The 21,025-nt window shown below is 40.2% G+C and carries 21 protein-coding genes; 14 read left to right on the top strand and 7 right to left on the bottom strand.

What is annotated here, in order from left to right; translation table 11 throughout:
• Position 1 precedes the first annotated feature (1 nt).
• Positions 2-445 (top strand): VOC family protein, encoded by a 444-nt coding sequence (locus H4075_RS16395; protein WP_182801909.1) that lies wholly within the window; start codon positions 2-4, stop codon positions 443-445.
• A gap of 2 nt (positions 446-447) precedes the next feature.
• Positions 448-750, top strand: coding sequence for a DUF952 domain-containing protein (locus H4075_RS16390; protein WP_220494780.1), 303 nt, complete (start codon positions 448-450; stop codon positions 748-750).
• Here the strand turns inward: H4075_RS16390 and H4075_RS16385 are convergent.
• A complete protein-coding gene (locus H4075_RS16385) occupies positions 743-1,528 on the bottom strand; it encodes a M15 family metallopeptidase (RefSeq protein ID WP_255460210.1) in 786 nt (261 codons plus the stop codon). The two genes, H4075_RS16390 and H4075_RS16385, sit on opposite strands and share 8 nt — an antisense overlap.
• Positions 1,529-1,531: 3 nt before the next feature.
• On the opposite strand from H4075_RS16385, the gene H4075_RS16380 reads away from it, so the two are divergent.
• From H4075_RS16380 to H4075_RS16360, 5 genes are all read left to right on the top strand, one after another.
• Entirely contained in the window at positions 1,532-3,229 is a 1,698-nt protein-coding gene (locus H4075_RS16380; RefSeq protein WP_182801908.1) for a L,D-transpeptidase family protein, read from the top strand.
• 6 nt (positions 3,230-3,235) lie between these two features.
• A complete protein-coding gene (locus tag H4075_RS16375) occupies positions 3,236-3,652 on the top strand; it encodes a septal ring lytic transglycosylase RlpA family protein (protein ID WP_182801907.1) in 417 nt (138 codons plus the stop codon).
• A 91-nt stretch (positions 3,653-3,743) separates the two neighbouring features.
• Complete coding sequence (locus H4075_RS16370) at positions 3,744-5,078, top strand: OmpA family protein (protein ID WP_182801906.1); 1,335 nt, start codon at positions 3,744-3,746, stop codon at positions 5,076-5,078.
• 117 nt (positions 5,079-5,195) lie between these two features.
• Positions 5,196-6,200 (top strand): tryptophan--tRNA ligase, encoded by a 1,005-nt coding sequence (trpS, locus tag H4075_RS16365; protein WP_182801905.1) that lies wholly within the window; start codon positions 5,196-5,198, stop codon positions 6,198-6,200.
• Between the two features lie 93 nt (positions 6,201-6,293).
• The gene (locus tag H4075_RS16360; protein ID WP_182801904.1) at positions 6,294-6,929 is read left to right on the top strand and encodes a deoxynucleoside kinase; all 636 of its coding nucleotides are present in this window, start codon (positions 6,294-6,296) and stop codon (positions 6,927-6,929) included.
• 83 nt (positions 6,930-7,012) lie between these two features.
• Here H4075_RS16360 and pckA read toward each other — a convergent pair whose 3' ends face one another.
• A complete protein-coding gene (gene pckA, locus H4075_RS16355; protein ID WP_182801903.1) occupies positions 7,013-8,617 on the bottom strand; it encodes a phosphoenolpyruvate carboxykinase (ATP) in 1,605 nt (534 codons plus the stop codon).
• A gap of 289 nt (positions 8,618-8,906) precedes the next feature.
• Here pckA and H4075_RS16350 point away from each other — a divergent pair, with 289 nt between their 5' ends.
• From H4075_RS16350 to H4075_RS16325, 6 genes are all read left to right on the top strand, one after another.
• A complete protein-coding gene (locus tag H4075_RS16350) occupies positions 8,907-10,196 on the top strand; it encodes an aminopeptidase P family protein (protein WP_182801902.1) in 1,290 nt (429 codons plus the stop codon).
• A gap of 76 nt (positions 10,197-10,272) precedes the next feature.
• Positions 10,273-11,034: a CDP-alcohol phosphatidyltransferase family protein gene (locus tag H4075_RS16345; protein WP_182801901.1), complete on the top strand. Its 762-nt coding sequence runs from the start codon at positions 10,273-10,275 to the stop codon at positions 11,032-11,034.
• Between the two features lie 15 nt (positions 11,035-11,049).
• Positions 11,050-11,295, top strand: coding sequence for a phosphoribosylformylglycinamidine synthase subunit PurS (purS, locus tag H4075_RS16340; RefSeq protein WP_182801900.1), 246 nt, complete (start codon positions 11,050-11,052; stop codon positions 11,293-11,295).
• Positions 11,296-11,373: 78 nt separating this feature from the next.
• Complete coding sequence (rsmI, locus tag H4075_RS16335) at positions 11,374-12,039, top strand: 16S rRNA (cytidine(1402)-2'-O)-methyltransferase (protein ID WP_182801899.1); 666 nt, start codon at positions 11,374-11,376, stop codon at positions 12,037-12,039.
• Between the two features lie 93 nt (positions 12,040-12,132).
• Complete coding sequence (locus H4075_RS16330; protein ID WP_182801898.1) at positions 12,133-12,582, top strand: PepSY-like domain-containing protein; 450 nt, start codon at positions 12,133-12,135, stop codon at positions 12,580-12,582.
• 102 nt (positions 12,583-12,684) lie between these two features.
• Entirely contained in the window at positions 12,685-14,574 is a 1,890-nt protein-coding gene (locus H4075_RS16325) for a M1 family metallopeptidase (RefSeq protein WP_182801897.1), read from the top strand.
• A 120-nt stretch (positions 14,575-14,694) separates the two neighbouring features.
• On the opposite strand, the gene H4075_RS16320 is transcribed toward H4075_RS16325, so the two are convergent.
• The 3 genes from H4075_RS16320 to H4075_RS16310 form a co-directional block, all read right to left on the bottom strand.
• Entirely contained in the window at positions 14,695-15,348 is a 654-nt protein-coding gene (locus tag H4075_RS16320) for a response regulator (protein ID WP_182801896.1), read from the bottom strand.
• A gap of 121 nt (positions 15,349-15,469) precedes the next feature.
• Positions 15,470-16,117, bottom strand: coding sequence for a 16S rRNA (guanine(527)-N(7))-methyltransferase RsmG (gene rsmG, locus H4075_RS16315; protein WP_182801895.1), 648 nt, complete (start codon positions 16,115-16,117; stop codon positions 15,470-15,472).
• Complete coding sequence (locus H4075_RS16310; protein WP_182801894.1) at positions 16,108-17,226, bottom strand: glycosyltransferase; 1,119 nt, start codon at positions 17,224-17,226, stop codon at positions 16,108-16,110. Before H4075_RS16310 ends, rsmG begins: the two co-directional genes overlap by 10 nt.
• 161 nt (positions 17,227-17,387) lie before the next feature.
• Between H4075_RS16310 and tgt the strand changes: the two genes are divergently transcribed.
• The gene (gene tgt, locus H4075_RS16305; RefSeq protein ID WP_182801893.1) at positions 17,388-18,527 is read left to right on the top strand and encodes a tRNA guanosine(34) transglycosylase Tgt; all 1,140 of its coding nucleotides are present in this window, start codon (positions 17,388-17,390) and stop codon (positions 18,525-18,527) included.
• On the opposite strand, the gene H4075_RS16300 is transcribed toward tgt, so the two are convergent.
• Together H4075_RS16300 and H4075_RS16295 are read right to left on the bottom strand one after the other, a co-directional pair.
• The gene (locus tag H4075_RS16300; protein ID WP_255460459.1) at positions 18,522-19,442 is read right to left on the bottom strand and encodes an NAD-dependent epimerase/dehydratase family protein; all 921 of its coding nucleotides are present in this window, start codon (positions 19,440-19,442) and stop codon (positions 18,522-18,524) included. The two genes, tgt and H4075_RS16300, sit on opposite strands and share 6 nt — an antisense overlap.
• Positions 19,443-19,492: 50 nt before the next feature.
• Positions 19,493-21,025, bottom strand: a complete 1,533-nt coding sequence (locus H4075_RS16295) for a class I adenylate-forming enzyme family protein (protein ID WP_182801892.1) — start codon at positions 21,023-21,025, stop codon at positions 19,493-19,495.

Genomic DNA, 21,025 nt, shown 5'->3' with positions numbered 1-21,025 from the left:
TATGTTTCAACGAATAACGATTGCCTTTTTTGCCTTATTCATCACAACGATTTCTTATGCACAAACTGATGCAAGGATTGAAGTGGTAAAACACAATCATGTTGCTTTACACGTAAAAGACATTGCTGCAAGCACCAAATTTTATAAAGAAGTAATGGGGCTTGAACCCGTTGCTGTTCCTGATTCACTCAAAGCAATCCGTTCCTGGTTTAAGTTGGGAACTGATCAACAGATCCATTTATTGGCAGGAAGAGATTTCGACGTGAAGAACGATCGCAACGGCAGTCACTTTGCATTGTTTGTTATATCCATTACTGCTGCTGAAAAATATTTAACGCAACATAAGATGAGTTTCCACAAGCAGGTTCGCTTTGATGGTGCTGTACAGATTTATGTTGCCGATCCAGATGGTTATTTAATTGAACTGAACGAAGTAAAACGTTAACGATGCCCATTATTTATCATGTTACTACCGCTGCCGAATGGAATGCAGCAAAAGCCAACGGCTACTATGAAACGCCTTCTCTCAAAGACGAAGGGTTTATTCATTGCTCACAGGAAAACCAGGTGGCAGGTGTGCTTGAACGTTATTTTGCCGGCAAAACAGATTTGGTAAAGCTTGTAATTGATACAGACAAACTCACAAGTCGCTTTGTGTTTGAATGGAGTCCATCAACAGAAGATACATTTCCGCATGTGTATGGAACAATTAATGTGGATGCGGTGGTGGATGTGGTAGCAATTAATTAGAAAACTTCTTCAGTTTTTTAAAATCAAGATTCAGCACTTCATAGTTCCTGTCATTTGGCCAATAGTAATGCCACCATTCTGTTTCCAATAAGTTAAAGCCATGTTTGAGCATCACTTCTTTCAATAGTTTTCTGTTTTGCAAAACGGTTGTTGATAATTGTGTAAATGAATGATGTGCCGTATCAGTAAAATTATCAAAGCCGGTTCCCATATCTAACTCAACACCTGTTTTCAAATCAACAATCGTTAAGTCAACAGCTAAACCACGGTTATGCCCACTACCTTTTGCAGGATTGGCAACATAACGTTCATCCTTGATCAGTTCCCAGAATTTTATGGTAACAGAGTAGGGGCGATAGGCATCAAAAATTTTTAAGCCCAATCCTTTTTGTTTCAACTCAGTTTGTACTTTTTGTAAAGCTTTTGCGGCAGGTAATCGTAAAAATGTATGGTTTGTATTTGTTGGATAAAGCGGTTGTTTTACAAAGTTTCCATTGGTTGCATAGTGTAGTTCATAAATAAGCCCGGGTAGCAATTGCTTCAGCTCAACCATTTTTTTATTGCTGTCCAATGTTAATGTTTGCCGGTAATTTTTTTCAGAAGTAATGTATCGAACGCCATAACTGCTGGTTTTCAGTTGTTGGGCACAGGCAGGTAAAACAAACAGGGAAAAAAACAAGACAGCGGTTATTGCTATGTGCAACCGTTTCGCTATTTTGACTATCTGAAAAACATCCATTGCTGAATTTTTTGGTGATGGAAGGATAAATGTAATCATTACATGAGAAAACAGTTTACCGCCTCTTCTTTGTTCCTGTTCTTTGTTCTTATGTTGGCCATGAACGCCTGTGGCGATGGAGAAACGAAAGAGGTAAAAGATATTGTTGTTGAACCCGAACAAATGAATGAACGGGTAAAGACAAATATCAATGAATTACTTTCCCGTATTGAAAATGATGGAAAAGCTGATGACAGTACCAAAATTTCCCGTTTTAGTGTTGTTGATGCTTATTATAAACAATCAGGTTATAAAGCTGTTTGGAGCAGCGATGAACAATTTCTTTCTTTAGCTGATTCGATGTTGCTGTTTATTCAACAGGCAAAGTTGTATGGATTATTTCCCAACGATTATCACTATCCTGTATTAAAAAACATTGCTGCACGTTTTGCTGCAGATACTGCTGCTGTTGGCGACAGGAGGGACGCTGCTCTTTGGTCGAAGGCTGATGTATTACTGACCGATGCGTTTTTTAATATCGCTGCTCATTTACATGTAGGTCGTTTAAAGGTTGATAGCACATTTATGAATCCGGATTCAGTGTTGACCGATAAGTTTTATCAGTCAAATCTTAATGCAGTAGTAAATGGTAAATCTATAACGGAGGTGTTTCATGCATTAGAACCAACACATGAAGGTTATGTAGAATTAAAAGTGGCAGCAAAACAATTTATTGACAGTGCCGACTTTGATAAAAAGTACACATATGTTTCTTATCCTTATAAAGATTCATTGGCGTTTGTAAAATCGTTGATGAAACGTTTACAGGAAGAAGGAATGCTTAGCTGGCAATTGGAACAGGTAGATTCGTCGCAATTAAAAGAAGCGCTTATCAAACTTCAAAAGAAAAAAGAGCTGACTGTTGATGGTAAATTTGGTGTGCAGGTAGTTCGTCTTCTCAACAATACTGATGAGGAGAAATTCAAACGCATCGCTATTAATCTTGACAGGTATAAAGTACTTCCGCCAAAAATGCCCGAGCGTTATATATGGGTAAATCTTCCTGCTTATAAACTGGAGCTGTGGGATAATGATACACTCCGTATTGAAAGTAAAGTGGTGGTGGGTAAACCAAATACCAGAACACCCTTGTTAACGAGTCGCATCAGTGATATGGTTACTTATCCGCAATGGACAATTCCTAACAGTATTATCATGAAGGAAATTGTTCCTGCAATGAGGCGTGATCCGGGTTATCTTGCTAAGAAAGGATATTCTCTTCTTACATGGGAAGGTGAAGTAGTTGATCCATATTCTGTTGACTGGACAAAATATAAAAAAGGAATTCCGTATAAAGTTGTACAGGGTAGTGGTGATGATAATGCATTAGGTATTTTAAAATTCAACTTCCCCAATAAATATTCTGTTTATCTGCACGATACAAATCAACGTTACCTGTTTAAAAATGCAAAGCGTGCATTAAGTCATGGTTGTGTGCGTGTGCAGGAATGGGAGAAACTTACCTACTATATTTCAGCGCTCGATAGTGTTAACTATGAATTTGATCCAACTCGTGTAGAAAGCGATTCTATCAAAGTTTGGCTTGAACGAAAAGAGAAACATGTGGTGAAGGTAAAAACCAAACTTCCCGTTTATTTCCGTTACTTTACCGCAGCCGGAAAAGAGGGGAAACTTATTTTCTTTGAAGATATTTACAACGAAGATAAAGTGGCACGTGAAGCATATTTCTCAACCAAATAACGATTGATGAAGAAATTCTGCCTTCTTTTTGTGTTGTTTTTTTCTGTATCGGTACTCGATGTTACAGCGCAGCAAGACAGTACAAAGCCGGAAAAAAAATCAAGCAGTAAGTCAAAGATCCAATATGGCCTGGCCAGTTTTTACTCCAATAAGTTTAATGGCCGTAAAACGGCTAACGGTGAAATTTTCAGTAATCAGAAACTTACCGCTGCTCATAACACGCTTCCACTAGGCACTTATGTGCGGGTAACCAATCTTCGCAATAAACGCTCGGTGGTGGTTAAAATAAACGACAGGCTGCATCATAAGAATAAGCGCATCATCGATCTGTCGAGAGCAGCAGCCACAAAGCTTGGCTTTATCAAAAGTGGGTTAACCCGGGTAAAGGTTGAGGTGCTGGGTAAAAAGCCTCCTTCAAAATAAATTCCGTATTAAATCCTTAAGAATGTGGGTAATTAATTTTAAGGTTATGCTACCTACCGTTATTTTTGCTCATTCCAAAACAATTCATATTATGAAACAAGTGCTCGCTTTACTGATCGTTTTTTGTGGTTTTTTAACCGCAGGCGCTCAGAACAAGGATCTTAAAAAACTGCCTTCAATTGGTTTTCAGTTTTCTATGTTTGATTTTCAGTCGGGTGTTGATATAAAAAACAAGGGTCTTTCAACTGTTCTCAGAGAAAAAAGTTTAGGGAAAGGAGATCGCTTGAATCCAGGACTCACTGTTCACTACATGCAGGGAATTACTAATAATGTAGATGTTATGGCAAGGCTTGGCGGCACATTCTTAACCTACCCTTCCCGTAACACTCTGGATGTTGGAACCAGTGATAAGTTTTATGGTGAACTAGATGCAAATCTGAATATAAAACTGCTTCCTGATAATTATTGGGTAGTCCCTTATTTACAGGCTGGTATTGGCGCCTCAGTTGAGAGAGGAAACTGGATGGCACAAATACCTGTTGGTGCAGGGTTACAGGTGAATTTATTCGATCAGGTATTTGTTCATATTAATACCGGATATCGTGTACCGGTTACTTCAAGAGCTAATTATGGATTGGTTCATTCGTTTGGTGTAAGCGTGCCGCTTAAAGAAAGAGTTGCTCCGCCACCGCCACCTCCTCCGGCTCCGGAGCCTCCAAAAGATAAAGATGGTGATGGTGTTTTGGACGTTGATGATGTTTGCCCTGATGAAGCAGGTGTGGCTGCATTACGTGGTTGTCCTGATAAGGATAAGGATGGTGTTGCTGATAAGGATGATAAATGTGCTGATGTTGCAGGTTTGGCCCGTTACAGCGGTTGTCCGATCCCTGATACCGATAAAGATGGTATTAATGACGAAGAAGATAAATGCCCTCAACAGGCAGGTGTGGCACGTTACAATGGTTGCCCTATTCCTGACACTGATAAAGATGGCGTGAATGATGAAGAAGATAAATGTCCTGCAGTGGCAGGTATTGCTGCAAATGCAGGTTGTCCTGAAGTAAAAGAAGAAATTAAAACCAAGGTTGAATTTGCAGCACGTAATATTTTCTTTAATACAGGTAGTTACCAGTTGCAAAAGAAATCATATGCTCCATTAAATGAAGTTGCGCAGATTTTAAAAGACAATCCAACTCTTCAGTTGGATGTTGAAGGTCACACCGATAACACTGGAGATGCAGCAAAAAATCAAGTATTGTCTGAAAACCGTGCAGCTGCTGTAAAGGCTTATTTGGTTGCTCAAGGTGTTGATAAAGGCCGTTTAACTTCTGCCGGTTACGGAATTGATAAACCAATTGCTGATAATAAAACAGCCGCCGGGAAATCTAAAAACCGCAGGGTTGAATTGAAGCTGAGAAGTTATTAATGTAAACATATTTTCTCTCGCAATCCCTCCGTAAACGGAGGGATTTTTTTGTGCAAAGCAGAGGAAACAAGTTTTATCTTCGCCCACTTATTCGAAGTGTAAGAAAGATCAAATGATATGAGCAAACAGAAAGAAATAGTCATGAGCGGCCTTCGCCCTACAGGTTACCTGCACCTGGGGAATTATTTCGGTGCCATGAAGAATTATGTGAAAATGCAGGATGAGTATGAATGTTTTTTTATGGTGGCCGATTGGCATTCTCTCACCACACATCCCGATACCAAAGAGTTGAAAGCAAATGTAAGACGTGTGTTTGCAGAGAATATCGCCTGCGGATTAGACCCTGAAAAAGTGGCGTTCTATTGCCAGAGTCATATCTATGAAACAGCAGAGCTTTATCTCTATCTCAACATGATGGCTTATAAAGGTGAGCTGGAAAAAACGACTACGTTTAAAGACAAGGTAAGAGCACATCCTGATAATGTGAATGCCGGGTTACTTACTTACCCTGTGTTAATGGCAGCAGATATTTTACTGTTTCGTGCCAGTTATGTTCCCGTTGGTAAGGACCAGGAGCAGCATCTTGAAATGGCCCGCAACTTTGCCAACCGGTTCAACCACCGTTATGGTGACGTGTTCCCTGAACCATCGGCTTTTAATTTTGGTGGGGAGTTGATAAAAGTACCCAGCCTCGACGGAACAGGAAAGATGAGTAAGAGTGAAAACCAGAACGCAACGATTTATCTGGCAGATGAGGATGATGTGATCCGAAAAAAAGTAATGAAGGCAAAAACAGATTCTGGTCCAACTGAACCCAATTCAACAAAGCCCGATTACATTGAAAATATATTCCAGTTGATGCGTTTGGTAAGTACGCCTGATACTATTCAGAAGTTTGAAGACGATTTCAATAATTGTGTGATCCGGTATGGTGATATGAAAAAGCAACTGGGTGAAGACATGGTAAAATTTGTTACACCCATTCGTGAAAAAGCAAAAGCTATTGAAAACGATGATGCATACCTGAAAGAAGTGATGTTGAAAGGAGCGGAAAAAGCAAGGATCAGTGCCCGCAAAACCATTGAGTTAACCAGGGAAGCAATGGGGCTTAATTATTTTTAAAAAATACAAGGTCCAAAACCCAAAATCCAAAAAGAAGTTTTACTTTGAACGTCCTTCTATTTTGGATGGTGTACATTGGAATTTATCTGATTTATGGCGAAAAGTAAAAAACCAAAACATGTGGCTATTGCCGGTAATATCGGCGCTGGAAAAACGACCCTTACTGAAATGCTGGCAAAGCATTATAAATGGATTCCCCAGTTTGAAGATGTGGATCATAATCCCTACCTCAACGATTTTTACGAAGACATGCCACGCTGGAGTTTTAATCTTCAGATCTACTTTTTAAACAATCGCCTGAATCAGGTATTGGAAATTCAACGTGGTACAGAAACGGTTATTCAAGACCGTACTATTTTTGAAGATGCACACATCTTTGCACCCAATCTTCATGATATGGGTTTGATGGGTAAGCGTGATTTTGAGAATTACTTTTCCTTCTTCTCTACATTAAAGACAATGGTTTCTCCTCCCGATCTGTTGATCTATTTAAAAGCATCTGTGCCAACATTGGTAGCACAGATTCAAAAGCGAGGCAGGGAATATGAAGAAAATATCCGTCTTGATTATCTCAAAAAACTCAACGAGTATTATAACAAGTGGATCGATCAATACAAAGAAGGAAGTTTATTGGTGATTGATGTTGATGCAAATAAGTTTGCCGAAAACGAAGAGCATTTCGGTGAGATCATTAATAAGATCGACTCTCAGTTATATGGATTGTTTTAATAGCAGTAACCACATATAAAATAATAAACCCCGCCATGAATAGCGGGGTTTTCTGTTCTTAGCAAACAATCGATTACGACCACTTACACTTGCGGCGCTGCGGCTAGAATTTCTTCGCCACTGCCGGAAGCATATTTTTTGAAATTAGTTATAAACTGTTCAGCTAAAGACTTCGCTTTTACATCATAAGCTGCTTTATCTGTCCAGGTATTTCGGGGATTTAGAATCTCTGACGGAACTGCAGTACATGCAGTTGGAATAGCAAGATTGAACACAGGCATGTTTTCGTATTCAACATCATTCAACTCGCCATTCAAGGCTGCACTGATCAATGCTCTTGTATATGAAAGTTTAATACGGTTACCAACTCCATAACTGCCACCTGTCCAGCCTGTATTCACCAGCCAGACATTCACTTTGTTTTCATTCATCTTTTTACCTAACATCTCAGCATATTTTGCAGGATGCAACGGAAGGAAAGGTGCACCGAAACATGCACTGAACGTTGATTTAGGTTCTGTAACACCAGCTTCTGTACCTGCAACTTTTGCAGTATAGCCGCTAATGAACTGGTACATCGCCTGGCCTTGCGTAAGCTTGGCAATTGGAGGTAGTACACCGGTTGCATCGCAGGTAAGAAAGAAAATATTTTTAGGTAAGCCACCAACAGCGGGCTCCAATGCATTACTGATAAAATGCAGCGGATAACTTACTCGTGTATTTTCAGTAATGGCTTTACTGCTGAAATCAATTTTGTTTGTTCCGTTAAAGAACTGAACATTCTCAACTAATGCACCCGGGCGAATAGCATTGAAGATCTCCGGTTCTTTTTCAGCCGTCAGATCAATACACTTGGCATAACAACCACCTTCAAAATTAAAAACAGAACCATGGTTCCATCCATGCTCATCATCACCAATTAATTTACGTGCAGGATCTGCACTCAATGTTGTTTTACCGGTGCCACTTAATCCAAAGAACACAGCCACATCAGCATCCTTTCCCACGTTGGCACTGCAGTGCATACTCAATACATTCTTTTGTTGTGGCAACAGATAATTAAGCACAGTGAAAATTCCTTTCTTCATTTCACCTGTGTAGCCGCTGCCACCAATCAGGATCATTTTGTGTGTAAAGCTTACGATCGAAAAGTTGCAGTTGCGTACGCCATCGGTTTCGGGGTTGGCTGAGAAATTAGGCGCTTGTATAATATGCCAGTCAGGTTCAAAGCTGTCAAGCTCTTCTTCGTTGGGGCGAAGAAAAAGATTATACGCAAACAAATTACTCCATGGATTTTCGTTTACTACACGAATGTTGAGACGGTAATTGCTGTCGGCACAGGCATACGAGTCTCTCACCCATAATTCATCTTTTTTGCCCAGGTAATCCATCATCTTCTTATAAAGAATATGGAAATACTTTTCATCAATGGCTTGGTTGAAATCGTTCCAATGCACCGTGTCTTTCGTGATATCGTCAAGTACTATGAACTTGTCTTTTGGAGAGCGACCGGTGAATTTGCCGGTATTGATGCAAAGGGCGCCGGTGTCGTTATACTGACCTTGCCCACGGTTAATCGATTGTTCGGCTAACTCTTCGGGACTGAGTTGATAATGGATATTACTCGATAGCTTTAAACCGAGCTTCAATAGTTTCTGCTCGGGAAAGAATACACTTGGTATAGACATAATCAATAGTTCGTTTATATGGCCCGTCAAAAATACAGGGTTGGCCGATGCCAGAAAAATTCCGCAATCGTTCCCGACTATATGAAATCAAATGAAATGAGATATTTGGTTGATGATTTTTAAAATAGTGCAGCTATTATGGATATTATTGAACAATATCCAACAGGGGGTGAACGATTTATAAATATTAATCAAACGGTCGTTAGTTTTTCACTTTCTGTGGATTAATTGCTGACAGAATTGGGTAGCCACCCACGATAGCTTATTTTGCGCACCTAATAATTGTCGTATGAAATTTCAGCCCATTAAACCCGAACTGTTTACAAAAAACCGTGAACGTTTTATCAAAGCCATGCAACCCAACTCAATTGCTGTTTTTGTAAGCAACGATGAGTGGCCCATGAATGGTGACGCACTACATTCGTATAAACAAAACAGCGATCTCTTTTGGCTTACCGGCGTAATGCAGGAAGACAGTATGGTAATCTTGTTTCCTGATAATCCTGATCCGAAGTTCAGGGAAGTGTTGGTGCTTGTTCGTCCAAATGAATTAAAAGAGAAGTGGGATGGTAAACGCTTGCGTGCAAATGAAGCAAGAGGAATTTCCGGTATTCAAACAATTGTTTGGTTAGATAGTATTGAAGGATTGCTGCAGGCATGGGTACACCTTGCTGATCATATTTATTTAAGCAGTAACGAGAACGATCGCAAAGCTTCGCCTATCCGTAGTCGTGACTACCGCTTTATTGATGAGATGAAAGCAAAATATCCGTTGCATAATTTTCTACGTGCTGCAAAAATTATGAGAGATCTGCGTGCCATTAAAACAGCAGAGGAAGTGGAACTGATGCAGAAGGCAATGGATATTACCGATGTAACCTTCCGTCGCTTACTTGGTTTTATTAAACCTGGTGTAAGGGAAAATGAAATTGAAGCAGAGATCTATCATTCATTTTTATCGCAGGGCTCAACAGGTCCCGCATACGGAAGTATTATTGCCAGTGGCGATAATGCAAGAACATTGCATTACGTTAGCAATAACGGGGAATGTAAAGATGGCGAATTGATCTTGATGGATTTTGGTGCAGAGTATGGTGGCTATTGTGCCGATCTTACACGCACTGTTCCGGTGAATGGTAAGTTTACACGCAGGCAAAAAACAGTTTACAATGCTTGCCTGAATATTCACAACTATTGCAAGAGCATTCTGAAGCCGGGCATCACCATTGTTGATTATACCAATAAAGTAGGAGAGGAAGCAACACAACAGTTTTTAAAAATTGGTTTATTGAAAAAGACTGATGTGAAGAATGAAGATGCAGAGAACAGAGCTTACCGCAAATATCTCTATCATGGTATCTCCCATCATCTTGGGATTGATGTGCATGATCTTGGTACAAAAACAGAACCTGTAAAAGCAGGCATGGTGTTTACCATTGAGCCCGGTATTTATATTGAAGAAGAACAAATGGGTGTACGCATTGAAAATAATTTCTGGATCACCCGCAGTGGAAATAAAGATCTCATGAAGAATATTCCCATCACGGTTGAAGAGATCGAAGCATTGATGAAGAAATAAATTCGTTTATGGTTCATGGCTCATAGCTCATTGATGAGTGCCATGAACCATGAACTATTATCCATGAACCAGTAACATGAAACAAATCCCAAATCTTTTTACACTGCTGAATCTGGTATTCGGCTGCATTGCGATCATTCTTATTCTGCAACCTGGAGAATCAATTACAACAGTTAATGGAGAAAATCTTGTTATTAATCTCCCGGAGAAAATGGCGTATGCTTCTTTCTTCATTTTTGCAGCAGGTATCGTTGATTTTCTCGACGGCTTTCTTGCACGTTTAATGAAGGCATCTTCCGAAATGGGAAAACAACTCGATTCATTAAGCGATTGTGTGACGTTTGGTGTAGCGCCAACAATGATCATGTATCAACTGCTGCGCATGAGTTACCTCAAAGAAGAAACAGCTTTTGATACGTCCATTTGGTTTTTGTTACCAGCCATACTCATTGCCTGTGGTGCAGCATGGCGATTGGCCAAATTCAACATTGATAAACGCCAAAGCATTTCTTTCCGTGGTGTTCCTACACCCATCACCGGGTTTATGGTAGCAGCCTTACCATTGGTAGTTTGGTACAATAACTGGGATCTGGCGCCGCTTGTATTGAACCGCTGGGTATTGTACGGCATCACTGTTCTTATCAGCTATCTCATGGTTAGCGATCTGCCCATCATGAGTCTCAAGTTTAAAGATTACAGCTTTAAGGGAAATCAACCCAAGATCATACTGGCGGTTATCTCGATTAGTTTGGCAGTTGTTTTTCAATGGGCGGCTATTCCGCTTATTTATTTAACCTACGTTGCTTTATCTTTGCTGCTTCGTAAACAAATCTCATAATTTAATTATACGACAATGACGTACACAGTTCAGGTGAAAGTAATGCCGCTGAAAGATTTATTAGATCCACAAGGTAAAGCCGTAATGGGTGGTTTAAGTAATTTAGGTTTACAAGGCGTGGCTGATGTGCGTATTGGAAAAAATATCAGCATGCAGATCGATGCGGCTACTGCCGACGACGCAAAAGCAATTGCTGAAGAAGCTGCAAAAAAACTCCTCGCCAACCCGGTGATGGAGCAGTACGAAATTTCAGTGAACTAAACACGATGTAGGAGGTAGGAAGCAGGAAGTAAGAGCCTGTACATTCGTATCTCGTACTTCTTACTTCATACTTGTTTCATGTTGATTCTTGTTCCCACTCCAATCGGTAATCTGAAAGATATTACACTCCGTGCATTGGAAGTGCTGCAGGATGCTGATCTGATACTTGCAGAAGATACACGTACGAGTGGCGTTCTGCTGAATCATTACAACATTCAAAAACCCATCTCGCCTTATCACCAGCACAACGAGCATAAAATCGTGCAACACCTGGTTGATCAGCTAAAAGAAGGAAAGAAAATGGCTTTGCTGACTGATGCCGGTACTCCCGGTATCAGCGATCCTGCGTTTCTCCTCGTTCGTGAATGTGTTAAGAATGATATCGTGGTTGAAACATTGCCGGGTGCTACTGCATTTGTGCCTGCGCTTGTGAATAGCGGATTACCAACCACACGTTTTACATTCGAAGGATTTCTTCCGCAGAAAAAAGGAAGAATGACTGCACTCAAGCAATTGGCAGAAGAAGAACGAACAATGATCTTTTATGAATCGCCTTTTCGGTTGTTGAAAACACTCAATGATTTCATGCAGTATTTTGGTGAAGATCGTTTGTGTTGTGTAAGCCGTGAGCTCACCAAAAAGTTTGAAGAAAACAAGCGTGGTACATTAAAAGAAGTACATGATCATTTTGCAGCCAAAGCCATCAAAGGTGAAATTGTAATTGTGGTGGCTGGTAAAGAATAATTCTCCCCGATCTCATTCAGGTTATATTCAACTTGCCGTTAACATTTTAAGGCACGAAAGCTGCCTAGTTTTGCAGTATACAAATGAATACAAATGAAAATTGTTTTTTCCTTTTTGATCTTCTTGATTTTTTCGCATACGAACACCAATGCTCAACAGATATTTTCTGTCCCTGATATCGTGAAACAGAGTTTTGATAAACAATATCCTGAAGCAAAAGATCTGAAATGGAGTGGAGGATTAGATAATCATGTTGTACGTTTTACTTTAGGTGAGCGAAAGTTGAAAGCAAATTACACGCCTAAAGGTGATTGGGTAAGCACTGAGGAACAAGTGAAGCTGGAAACGTTGCCGGAAGTTGTGCAGCAAGGGTTTAAAAACAGCAAGTACAAAGACTGGACTTTGAAAGATGTATTAACTGTTACAAAGCCAAGGATCGAAGCAAACGAGTACTATATCATTGTGCAGAAATCTGTGCTCAATAAAAAGAAACTGGTGTTTGATGCAAAAGGAAGATTGTATGAAGAGCTGCTGAGCCTTTAAGTACAGCTTATTTCAGGCTTCTGATTGCAGAATTACTCCGCTCATCATTTAAGGTTTTCTGAACAGGATTTTTAAAGATATTTACAGCTCAAATTATTGAGCATGAAGAATATTGTTTTGATCGTAGCTATTGTCTGTACCTCATTTGAACTGTATGCCCAGCCTAATCGATGGCAGCAACGGGTAAAATATGTGATGGATATTGATATGGACGTAACCACAAATCGTTACAGCGGTAAACAGAAACTCGAATACACCAACAACTCTCCTGATACATTAGATAAACTGTTTTATCATGTTTACTGGAATGCATTTCAGCCAAACAGTATGATGGATACCCGCAGCCGTGAGTTAGGTAAAACTAAAATTGGCAGGGGACAGGATTGGGATGCTCGTGTGAGGGATCGTATACTCAATCTGAAAGAAAATGAGATCGGTTACCAGAAAATAAAGTCGCTGAAGTTGAATGGTGTTGCACAAACAATAACCGAACATGAAACCATTCTTGAAGTAAAACTCAGCAAATCTATTTTGCCAAAGCAAAAAGTAATGCTTGAAATGGAATGGGATGCGCAGGTTCCTTTACAGGTTCGTCGTAGTGGAAGAGATGCAGCAAATGGTGTAAAATTTTCGATGTCGCAATGGTATCCCAAGTTATGTGAATACGATGCAGATGGCTGGCATCCCAACCCATATGTTGCCCGTGAGTTTTATGGCGTGTGGGGCGATTTTGATGTAAACATTACCATCGATAAAAAGTTTGTCATTGGCGGCACGGGTTATTTAACCAATGCAAATCAAATAGGTCATGGATATGAAGCTGCAGGTGTAAAAGTGGTTCGACCTGCAGGTGATAAACTTACCTGGAAGTTTACAGCCCCTAATGTGCACGATTTTGTTTGGGCTGCAGATGCTGAATACAAACATATTCTTCGGCAGGTGAAGAATGGTCCAACGCTTCATGTGTTCTATAACTATCAACCAAACAATCCTAAGAATGATGAAGCATGGATGAAGGTGGCTGATGCTGCTGAGATCGTTTATCCGTTCATTGCAAAAAGCTTCGGTGCATATCCTTACAAACAATATTCATTTATTCAAGGTGGCGATGGCGGTATGGAATATCCCATGGCCACATTGCTGAACGGACCCGGGCTTGGTACTGTTTTTCATGAATGGATGCACACCTGGTACCAAATGTTGATGGGCACCAATGAAAGTTTATATGCATGGATGGATGAAGGGTTTACTGATTATGCAACTGACCTTGTTGCCAACTATTATTTCACAGAGATGGCAAAACGCAGCGGCACAACACGTGAGGATGATGATAAATTGCCAAAGTATCATGCAGATAATTACAGCAGTTATTTCAGCCTGGTGAAAAGCCGGTTAGAGGAACCAATGACAACACATGCAGATCACTTCAATACTAATTTTGCCTATTCAATTGCTTCTTATTCAAAAGGCGCCGTGTTTCTTTCTCAGTTAGGGTATATCGCAGGTGATACTGTAAGAGATAAAACTTTACTGGAGTATTATAAGCAATGGCGTTTTAAACATCCCAACGTAAATGATTTTATGCGTATTGCTGAGAAGGTAAGTGGACTGCAATTGGATTGGTACAAAGAATATTGGGTGAACAGTACAAAAACGATCGATTATGGTATTGATAGTTTATGGGAAGAAGGTGGCAAATCGAAAATACGTTTGAAGCGTGTGAATGAAATGCCGATGCCCATTGATCTTGTACTGACATTTAAGGATGGCACACAGCAAATGCACTATGTTCCTGCTTATCTTATGTTTGGTGAAAAGCCTGCAGAGAATACAATTACGAGAACAGTTTATCCTGCATGGAAATGGACACATCCAACTTATGTAATTGAGTTTGATAAACCACTCAGAGATCTAACGATCGTGGAAATTGATCCATCACAACGGATGGCTGATGTTGACAGGAGGAATAATAAGCTTGAATTGAAATGGTAATGTGCGAAGAAGAAAATAAGCAGAAAAGTACTTAAGTAAATAAAACAGGTTGATGAGTTCGTTGGCGTTTGCCTTCTTACTTGTCAACCTGTTTACTTATATACAATGCTAAATTAAAAATTATCTTCCGTAAAATTTATTGACTGCTTCAACACGATTATTCACGTGCAGCTTCTCGTAAATATGATATACATGTTTACGTACAGTTTCAGGACTGATGTCTAATTCTTTTCCGATCTCTTTATAAATTTTTCCCTGCGCAAGTTTTTCAAGGATCATTTTTTCACGGCGGGTCAATACTGTTGTATCTGCGTTCTCAGGACTTAATGCAATTGTCTCCTGCACAGGCATATCTTTAAATGCATTCACTACTTTCAACGCTATCTGGCTGCTCATAGGTGCGCCACCATCAACCAATTCGCCAATTGCATCCAGTAATTTCGCAGGAGATGATTTTTTGAGAATGTAACCACTTGCACCTGCACGCAAAGCATCAAAGATCTTTTCGTCTTCTTCATACACCGTACACATCATGTACAATACTTCGGGGTGCTGGGGTTTTAATTCTTTCACGAGATCAATACCATTGGTTGAACCTAAACCAATATCCATTAACACAACATCCGGTTTTATCAAAGGAATTTTTACCACTGCTTCTTCACCAGATGAAAAAGATCCGGCCAAACTGCAATTCTCACTTAATTCGATGATCTGCTCCAGTGCCTGGCGGATGTCAGTTACATCTTCAACAATACAAACAGAAATTTTTTTCATACTGCAAAGTTGACCTTTTAATGCAACATAGGAAATACCACTAAGTGGTAATATGACCCCTTATTACATGAGAGGGAAAAACAAAAGCTAAGCGGGAATAAAGAGCGTTATTCTCACATCATCAGCGTTTTACGGCCATCACGAATTTCTCTTTATAAAAATCTTCGGTAAACAACTGGTCAATCTCCCACACAACAGGAGACAGTCCGCTTTCCTTCACTTCTTCGGCAAGATCGCCTCCTTTTAAGCAAATAAGCCCTCCGTAAAAAGGCTCATCAAATGCTGTGGCCGGTTTGCCTTGTCCTTTGGCTTTTAAGATAGGCACGCTCCATTTCCAGAGATCTTTTAACGGGGCAACGGCACGGCTTACTACAAAATCGAATTTTCGATTGACGATCTGCTCCGTGCGTGTATGTTGTGTCGTTACATTTTTTAAACCAATGGCTGATGCTACTTCATTCACCACTTTTAATTTCTTATTGATGCTGTCAGTTAAATGAAATTGTACTTCAGGAAAAAAGATGGCCAGAGGAATTCCTGGGAATCCACCACCTGTACCAAGATCGCATATTTGTGTGCCGGGTTGAAAATTGAACACGGCTGCAATAGCTAATGAATGCAACACATGTTTTTCGTATAAACTGTCAATGTCTTTTCGTGAGATCACATTGATCTTTTCATTCCACTCTTTATACACCGATTCGAGTTGTTGAAACTGTTGCAACTGGGCGGGTGTGAAATCAGAAAAATATTTAAGTACTACTTCCAATTGGCTTTCGGTTTTTTGAATAACGAATTTGCAAATAAAAGATAATAAAACCATTGCCAGATATCTAGCAACGGATAAAGCCAGAAAAGATCCTTTTCATTAAGCTTGTTCATTGCCTTATAATAAATAAATCCCTGCAGCAAAAATCTGAAACCAAATACCGCCAATGCCATCCACCAGTTAAAGAAAATGATGGAAGCTGCCAGCAGTGGATAGAAGAGAAAATGTGAGAATGCAAACAAGCCAAGCAAAAACTTATGAATGCCTTTGTAATGATTGCTGGTAGTGTAATGTCTTGCTTTCTGACTCCGCCATGTGCTCCATCTTGTTTTTGGTTCTGATAAAGTGAAGGCTTCTTCATCTAACACAACAGCTGTATTCTTTTTTGTTGCTACCTGGTTAATGAAGAGATCATCATCGCCGCCAGGTAATTGATTGTGCGAAGAGAAGCCTTTGTTGCGGAAGAATAATTCTTTTTTATAAGCAAGGTTACGACCCACACCCATATAAGGCATGCCAGCTAATGCATAGGAGAAATATTGCAGTGCTGATAAAAATGTTTCGAAACGGATGAGCTTATTCAAAAAGCCTGGCTTTTTATAATAGGCACCATAGCCCAATGCAATTTCTTTTCCATTGCTGAATGCTCCCTGCATTAACTCGATCCATTTACCACTTGCAGGTTTGCAATCAGCATCGGTGAGCAATAACAATTCATACTTTGCTTCTTTAATACCAATTGATAAGGGAAATTTTTTCCCATTGATCAATCTTGCTTCCTGTTTCAACTCAATGGGGCGGAGGTTGCGGAAAGGTTTTGACAAATATTCCAGCACATACTTGCTGTCGTCAAATGAATTGTCGTTCACCGCTATCACCTCAAATGTTGATCGGTATTCCTGTTGCAATACTTCCGGTAAATTATCAGCAAGATTTTGCGCTTCATCCCTTGCGCAAACCACCACCGAAACGGCATGCTGCATAGAGCTTTCCGCTTTCGGCTTTTTGTAAAATGCCAAACGGGTAAAAAAGTACAGGTAGTAAAATACCTGGATGGCTGCCATTGCACAGAAAGCAGCAAATAAGATTTCGGGCCAATACACACTCATAAACAGCTGCGAAAATATTGCATTGAATGGAAACAGTTACGGTAATGTTATTCAGATGTGTGGAAGCCGATAGCTATTGGCCGATTTTGTGTAGGTCGAATGTATTTGAAATGCCCACTTTTGGCTAATGACTACTGCCTATCGGCTATCTTTGCGCCCTTATGGCGGCTTTACAGTTTCAATTACAACATACCGATACGCAATCGAAAGCAAGGGTAGGTGAGATTACCACCGATCACGGCAAAATTCAAACGCCCATTTTTATGCCGGTAGGCACAGTGGGCAGCGTAAAGTCGCTTACGGTTGAGCAATTGAAAACGGAGGTGAAGGCTGAGATCATTCTGGGAAACACTTATCATTTGTACCTGCGCCCGGGAACTGAAGTATTGGAGGCCGCCGGTGGGTTGCACAAGTTCAATGGTTGGGATAAACCAATTTTGACGGATAGTGGTGGTTACCAGGTTTTTTCGTTGGCTGGTAATCGAAAGATCAAGGAAGAAGGCGTGGTTTTTCAAAGTCATATTGACGGCAGTAAGCATTTGTTTACGCCGGAAAGCGTGATGGATATCCAGCGGAACATTGGTGCCGATATTGTGATGGCGTTTGATGAATGTCCGCCATACCCAAGTGATTACAACTATGCCAAAAAGTCGATGGAATTAACACATCGTTGGTTAGATCGTTGCATCAAGCATTTTAATAATACCCCTGATAAATACGGATACACACAAAACCTGTTTCCGATTGTACAGGGCAGCACGTATAAAGATCTGCGTACAGCTTCATCTCAATTCATGGCCAATGCAAATCTTACGGGATGTGCCATCGGCGGTTTAAGTGTGGGTGAACCTGAAGAGATGATGTATGAATTCACGGAATTGTGTTGCGATGAGTTGCCCGTGCAGAAACCACGTTACTTAATGGGTGTTGGTACGCCGTGGAATATTTTAGAATGTATTGCTTTAGGTGTTGATATGTTTGATTGTGTAATGCCCACACGCAACGGACGTAATGCCATGCTCTTTACCAGCAAAGGCGTGATCAATATCGATAACAAGAGATGGGAGAAAGATTTTTCGCCATTGGATGATGGTATCGATTGTCATATCAGCAATTACTACAGCAAAGCTTATCTGCGACATCTCATCAAAGCAAAAGAAATTACCGGTCTTACATTGGCAAGTGTACACAATCTTGCATTTTATTTATGGCTGGTGAAGCAGGCAAGGCAACATATTATTGCCGGTGATTTTGTTAGTTGGAAAAAAGAAATGGTGGAAGTGATGAAGACGAGGTTATAATGTTTCTTTTCTCCAGGGTAGGTCAGCAGCACCTTTTTGCAAATCAGTTAATGGAATTGATTTGATCCATTTTTCCAGCACATGCATATAATTCTGAAAGTTGTGCGGCAGTTCAATGCCGAATGTTGTCTTTACTTTTTCATTCAACAATTGATGATGACAGAGATAATACTTCAACGTGTTTGCATTGAGATCGGAAAGAGGCAGCAGTTTTGCTGCAACCTGTAAGATCGGCTGCGGCACTTTCACTGAACTATTCTTTTCTGTTCCCAGTATTTTCCAAATCTGTTCGATCACTTCTCCCAGTTGATGAACAGGGTTATCTGTAACATTATAAACTTCGTATTGGTATACGTTTTCTGATTGAATGATTGCCTTCGTTGCAAGCAATAGATTTTCAATATTTGTAAGTGAAATGGCATAATCTAATTTGGCAGGCATTATAAGAAAGGGTCCTTTTTTTAGCCGAAGGATGCGTGGCATCAGTATCCGGTCGCCTGCACCATACACGGCACGTGGACGAATCACGGTGATCTTTGTTGCAGCTGAAGTCTGTTGTTGCAGCCATTGTTCTCCTTTGAATTTTGAATAGCCATAAGCGGATAATTGGGTTTCATCAACCAGCTCATCTTCTTTATGAAGTAACCCATTGGGCGGGTAAACAGATGCAGAAGAGATATAAATAAAATGCCCGGCTTTAATATTGTTGAATATGTTTTTTGTGCCGTCTGTATTTACCTGAAGTAAATTATCGAGTGATTCTTTGTCGGATGCAAGCCCTGCGCAATGAATGCAAATGGTTGCTTCTAAATTTGGAACAGTTGCAGCAATATCCACCGATTGATAGTTGGCATACTTCAACAAGTTTGCTGGCGCATCCTTACTTCTGCCCAATGCCAACACAGAATAACCCAGCGCTGAAAAGTAACGGGTGTATGCGGCGCCAATAAAGCCGGTGGCTCCTGTTATGATAATGTCGTAAGTGATGGTAGTTGTTGTTTAATTTGTTCAAGTAATGTTTGCTGATCTGTTTTCTGTTGTCGCCCCGATTTTGGAATTGACTGGAAAATAATATGGTCGGGCAGTGCATCTGAATCAATGGCATGTTTCCCATTTTTCAATTCCTGCAACAATGCTTTTTCAGTTAACGTATTGTCAGCATCCACAACAAGGATCACATGTTCATCATGAATGCCTTCATCATACAATCCTATCATGCAAACATCCTTTACGCCTTTGATTTGTGCAATGGTTGTTTCATACAAACCGGGATAGATATTTTTGTTCGCCCTGATGATCATATTCTTTTTTCTTCCTTTCATGATCAATCGTCCCATAGGATCAGTTGCAACCAAATCCCCTGTTGCATGAAATTCATCTGCCTCCTGCAAATGAAAATAACGTTTAAATAATAATGGCGATTGAATAAGCAGCTCTCCATCATCAGTTATTTTATATTGCATTCCCTTCAATGGCAATCCAAGTATATCACCTTTACCTGCATACTTTATTTTTTCATCTGCATCAATACTCGAAACAACCAGGTGCTCGGTCATTCCATATAAGCAGGTAATTTTTGCTTTGCTGAATTGCCGCAATTCAATCAATAGGGATTTCAGCACCGGTGCAGAACCGAGAATTAGGTGGCTAAGACTTTCGGGAAATAGCTGATTCGTTTTCTTGCAATAACTCATCAGGTCCCTGTATTCAGCAGGTGGGCCAAATAAGGTAGTGATCTGATGTTGTTTGATGAACTCAATCCGTTGATCAGGCGGGGTGGTTTCTTTCCAGAAAAACGTTTTGTAACCCGTCATCATACCAATCAATGCAAACTGTGGTAAATGCGTAACCATTGAAGCCTGTTTGTTTTCATCAAACAAAGCAGCCACTGCTTTCAGACTTTCATATAAACTGTTCATGGTATGAACCACCGCTTTTGGTTCTGCCAATGTACCGGAAGTATAAACAACAAGCAGTTCATCATCTTCCTTTGATGGAATGATATCAGCTGATGCATTTGCTGTGAACTTCAAACGATGATGCTTTTGCATTAAAGGCAACCACATGCCTGTTGCAAATATTGTATAGCTGTTTGAGTAAGGAATATAAAATGCTCCAGGTTTTTTTCTGCGATAGATAAACCGGATCACAGGATGTTCCTGCAGCAACAACAACCTGCTGTCAATAAAAGCCCACTTGGGTTGAAACTGTTGAAGTTTGGAAGCATAGCGCTGATTACCCATATGCGGATCAACCAATGCAGTTTTTGTTCGCAGGTGAATCAGCGCCATAAATAAAATCAGGAACTCAATGCCTACATCACATGCAAGCAATACATGATCGCCTTTCTTTATTCCCTTTGCAGAGAGATTTGCTGCAAGGTTTTTACTTTGTTCAATTAATTCTGCTACAGTAAGTGTTTTGTTATTATGAATACATACCACATAGGCTGGCGGCAATTGTTGCAGTAGTTGTAAAAAAGGTGATTGGTACAACAT

The organism is Lacibacter sediminis, assembly GCF_014168535.1.
Taxonomy (GTDB): domain Bacteria; phylum Bacteroidota; class Bacteroidia; order Chitinophagales; family Chitinophagaceae; genus Lacibacter; species Lacibacter sediminis.
This window is presented reverse-complemented; position numbering and strand designations above follow the sequence as displayed.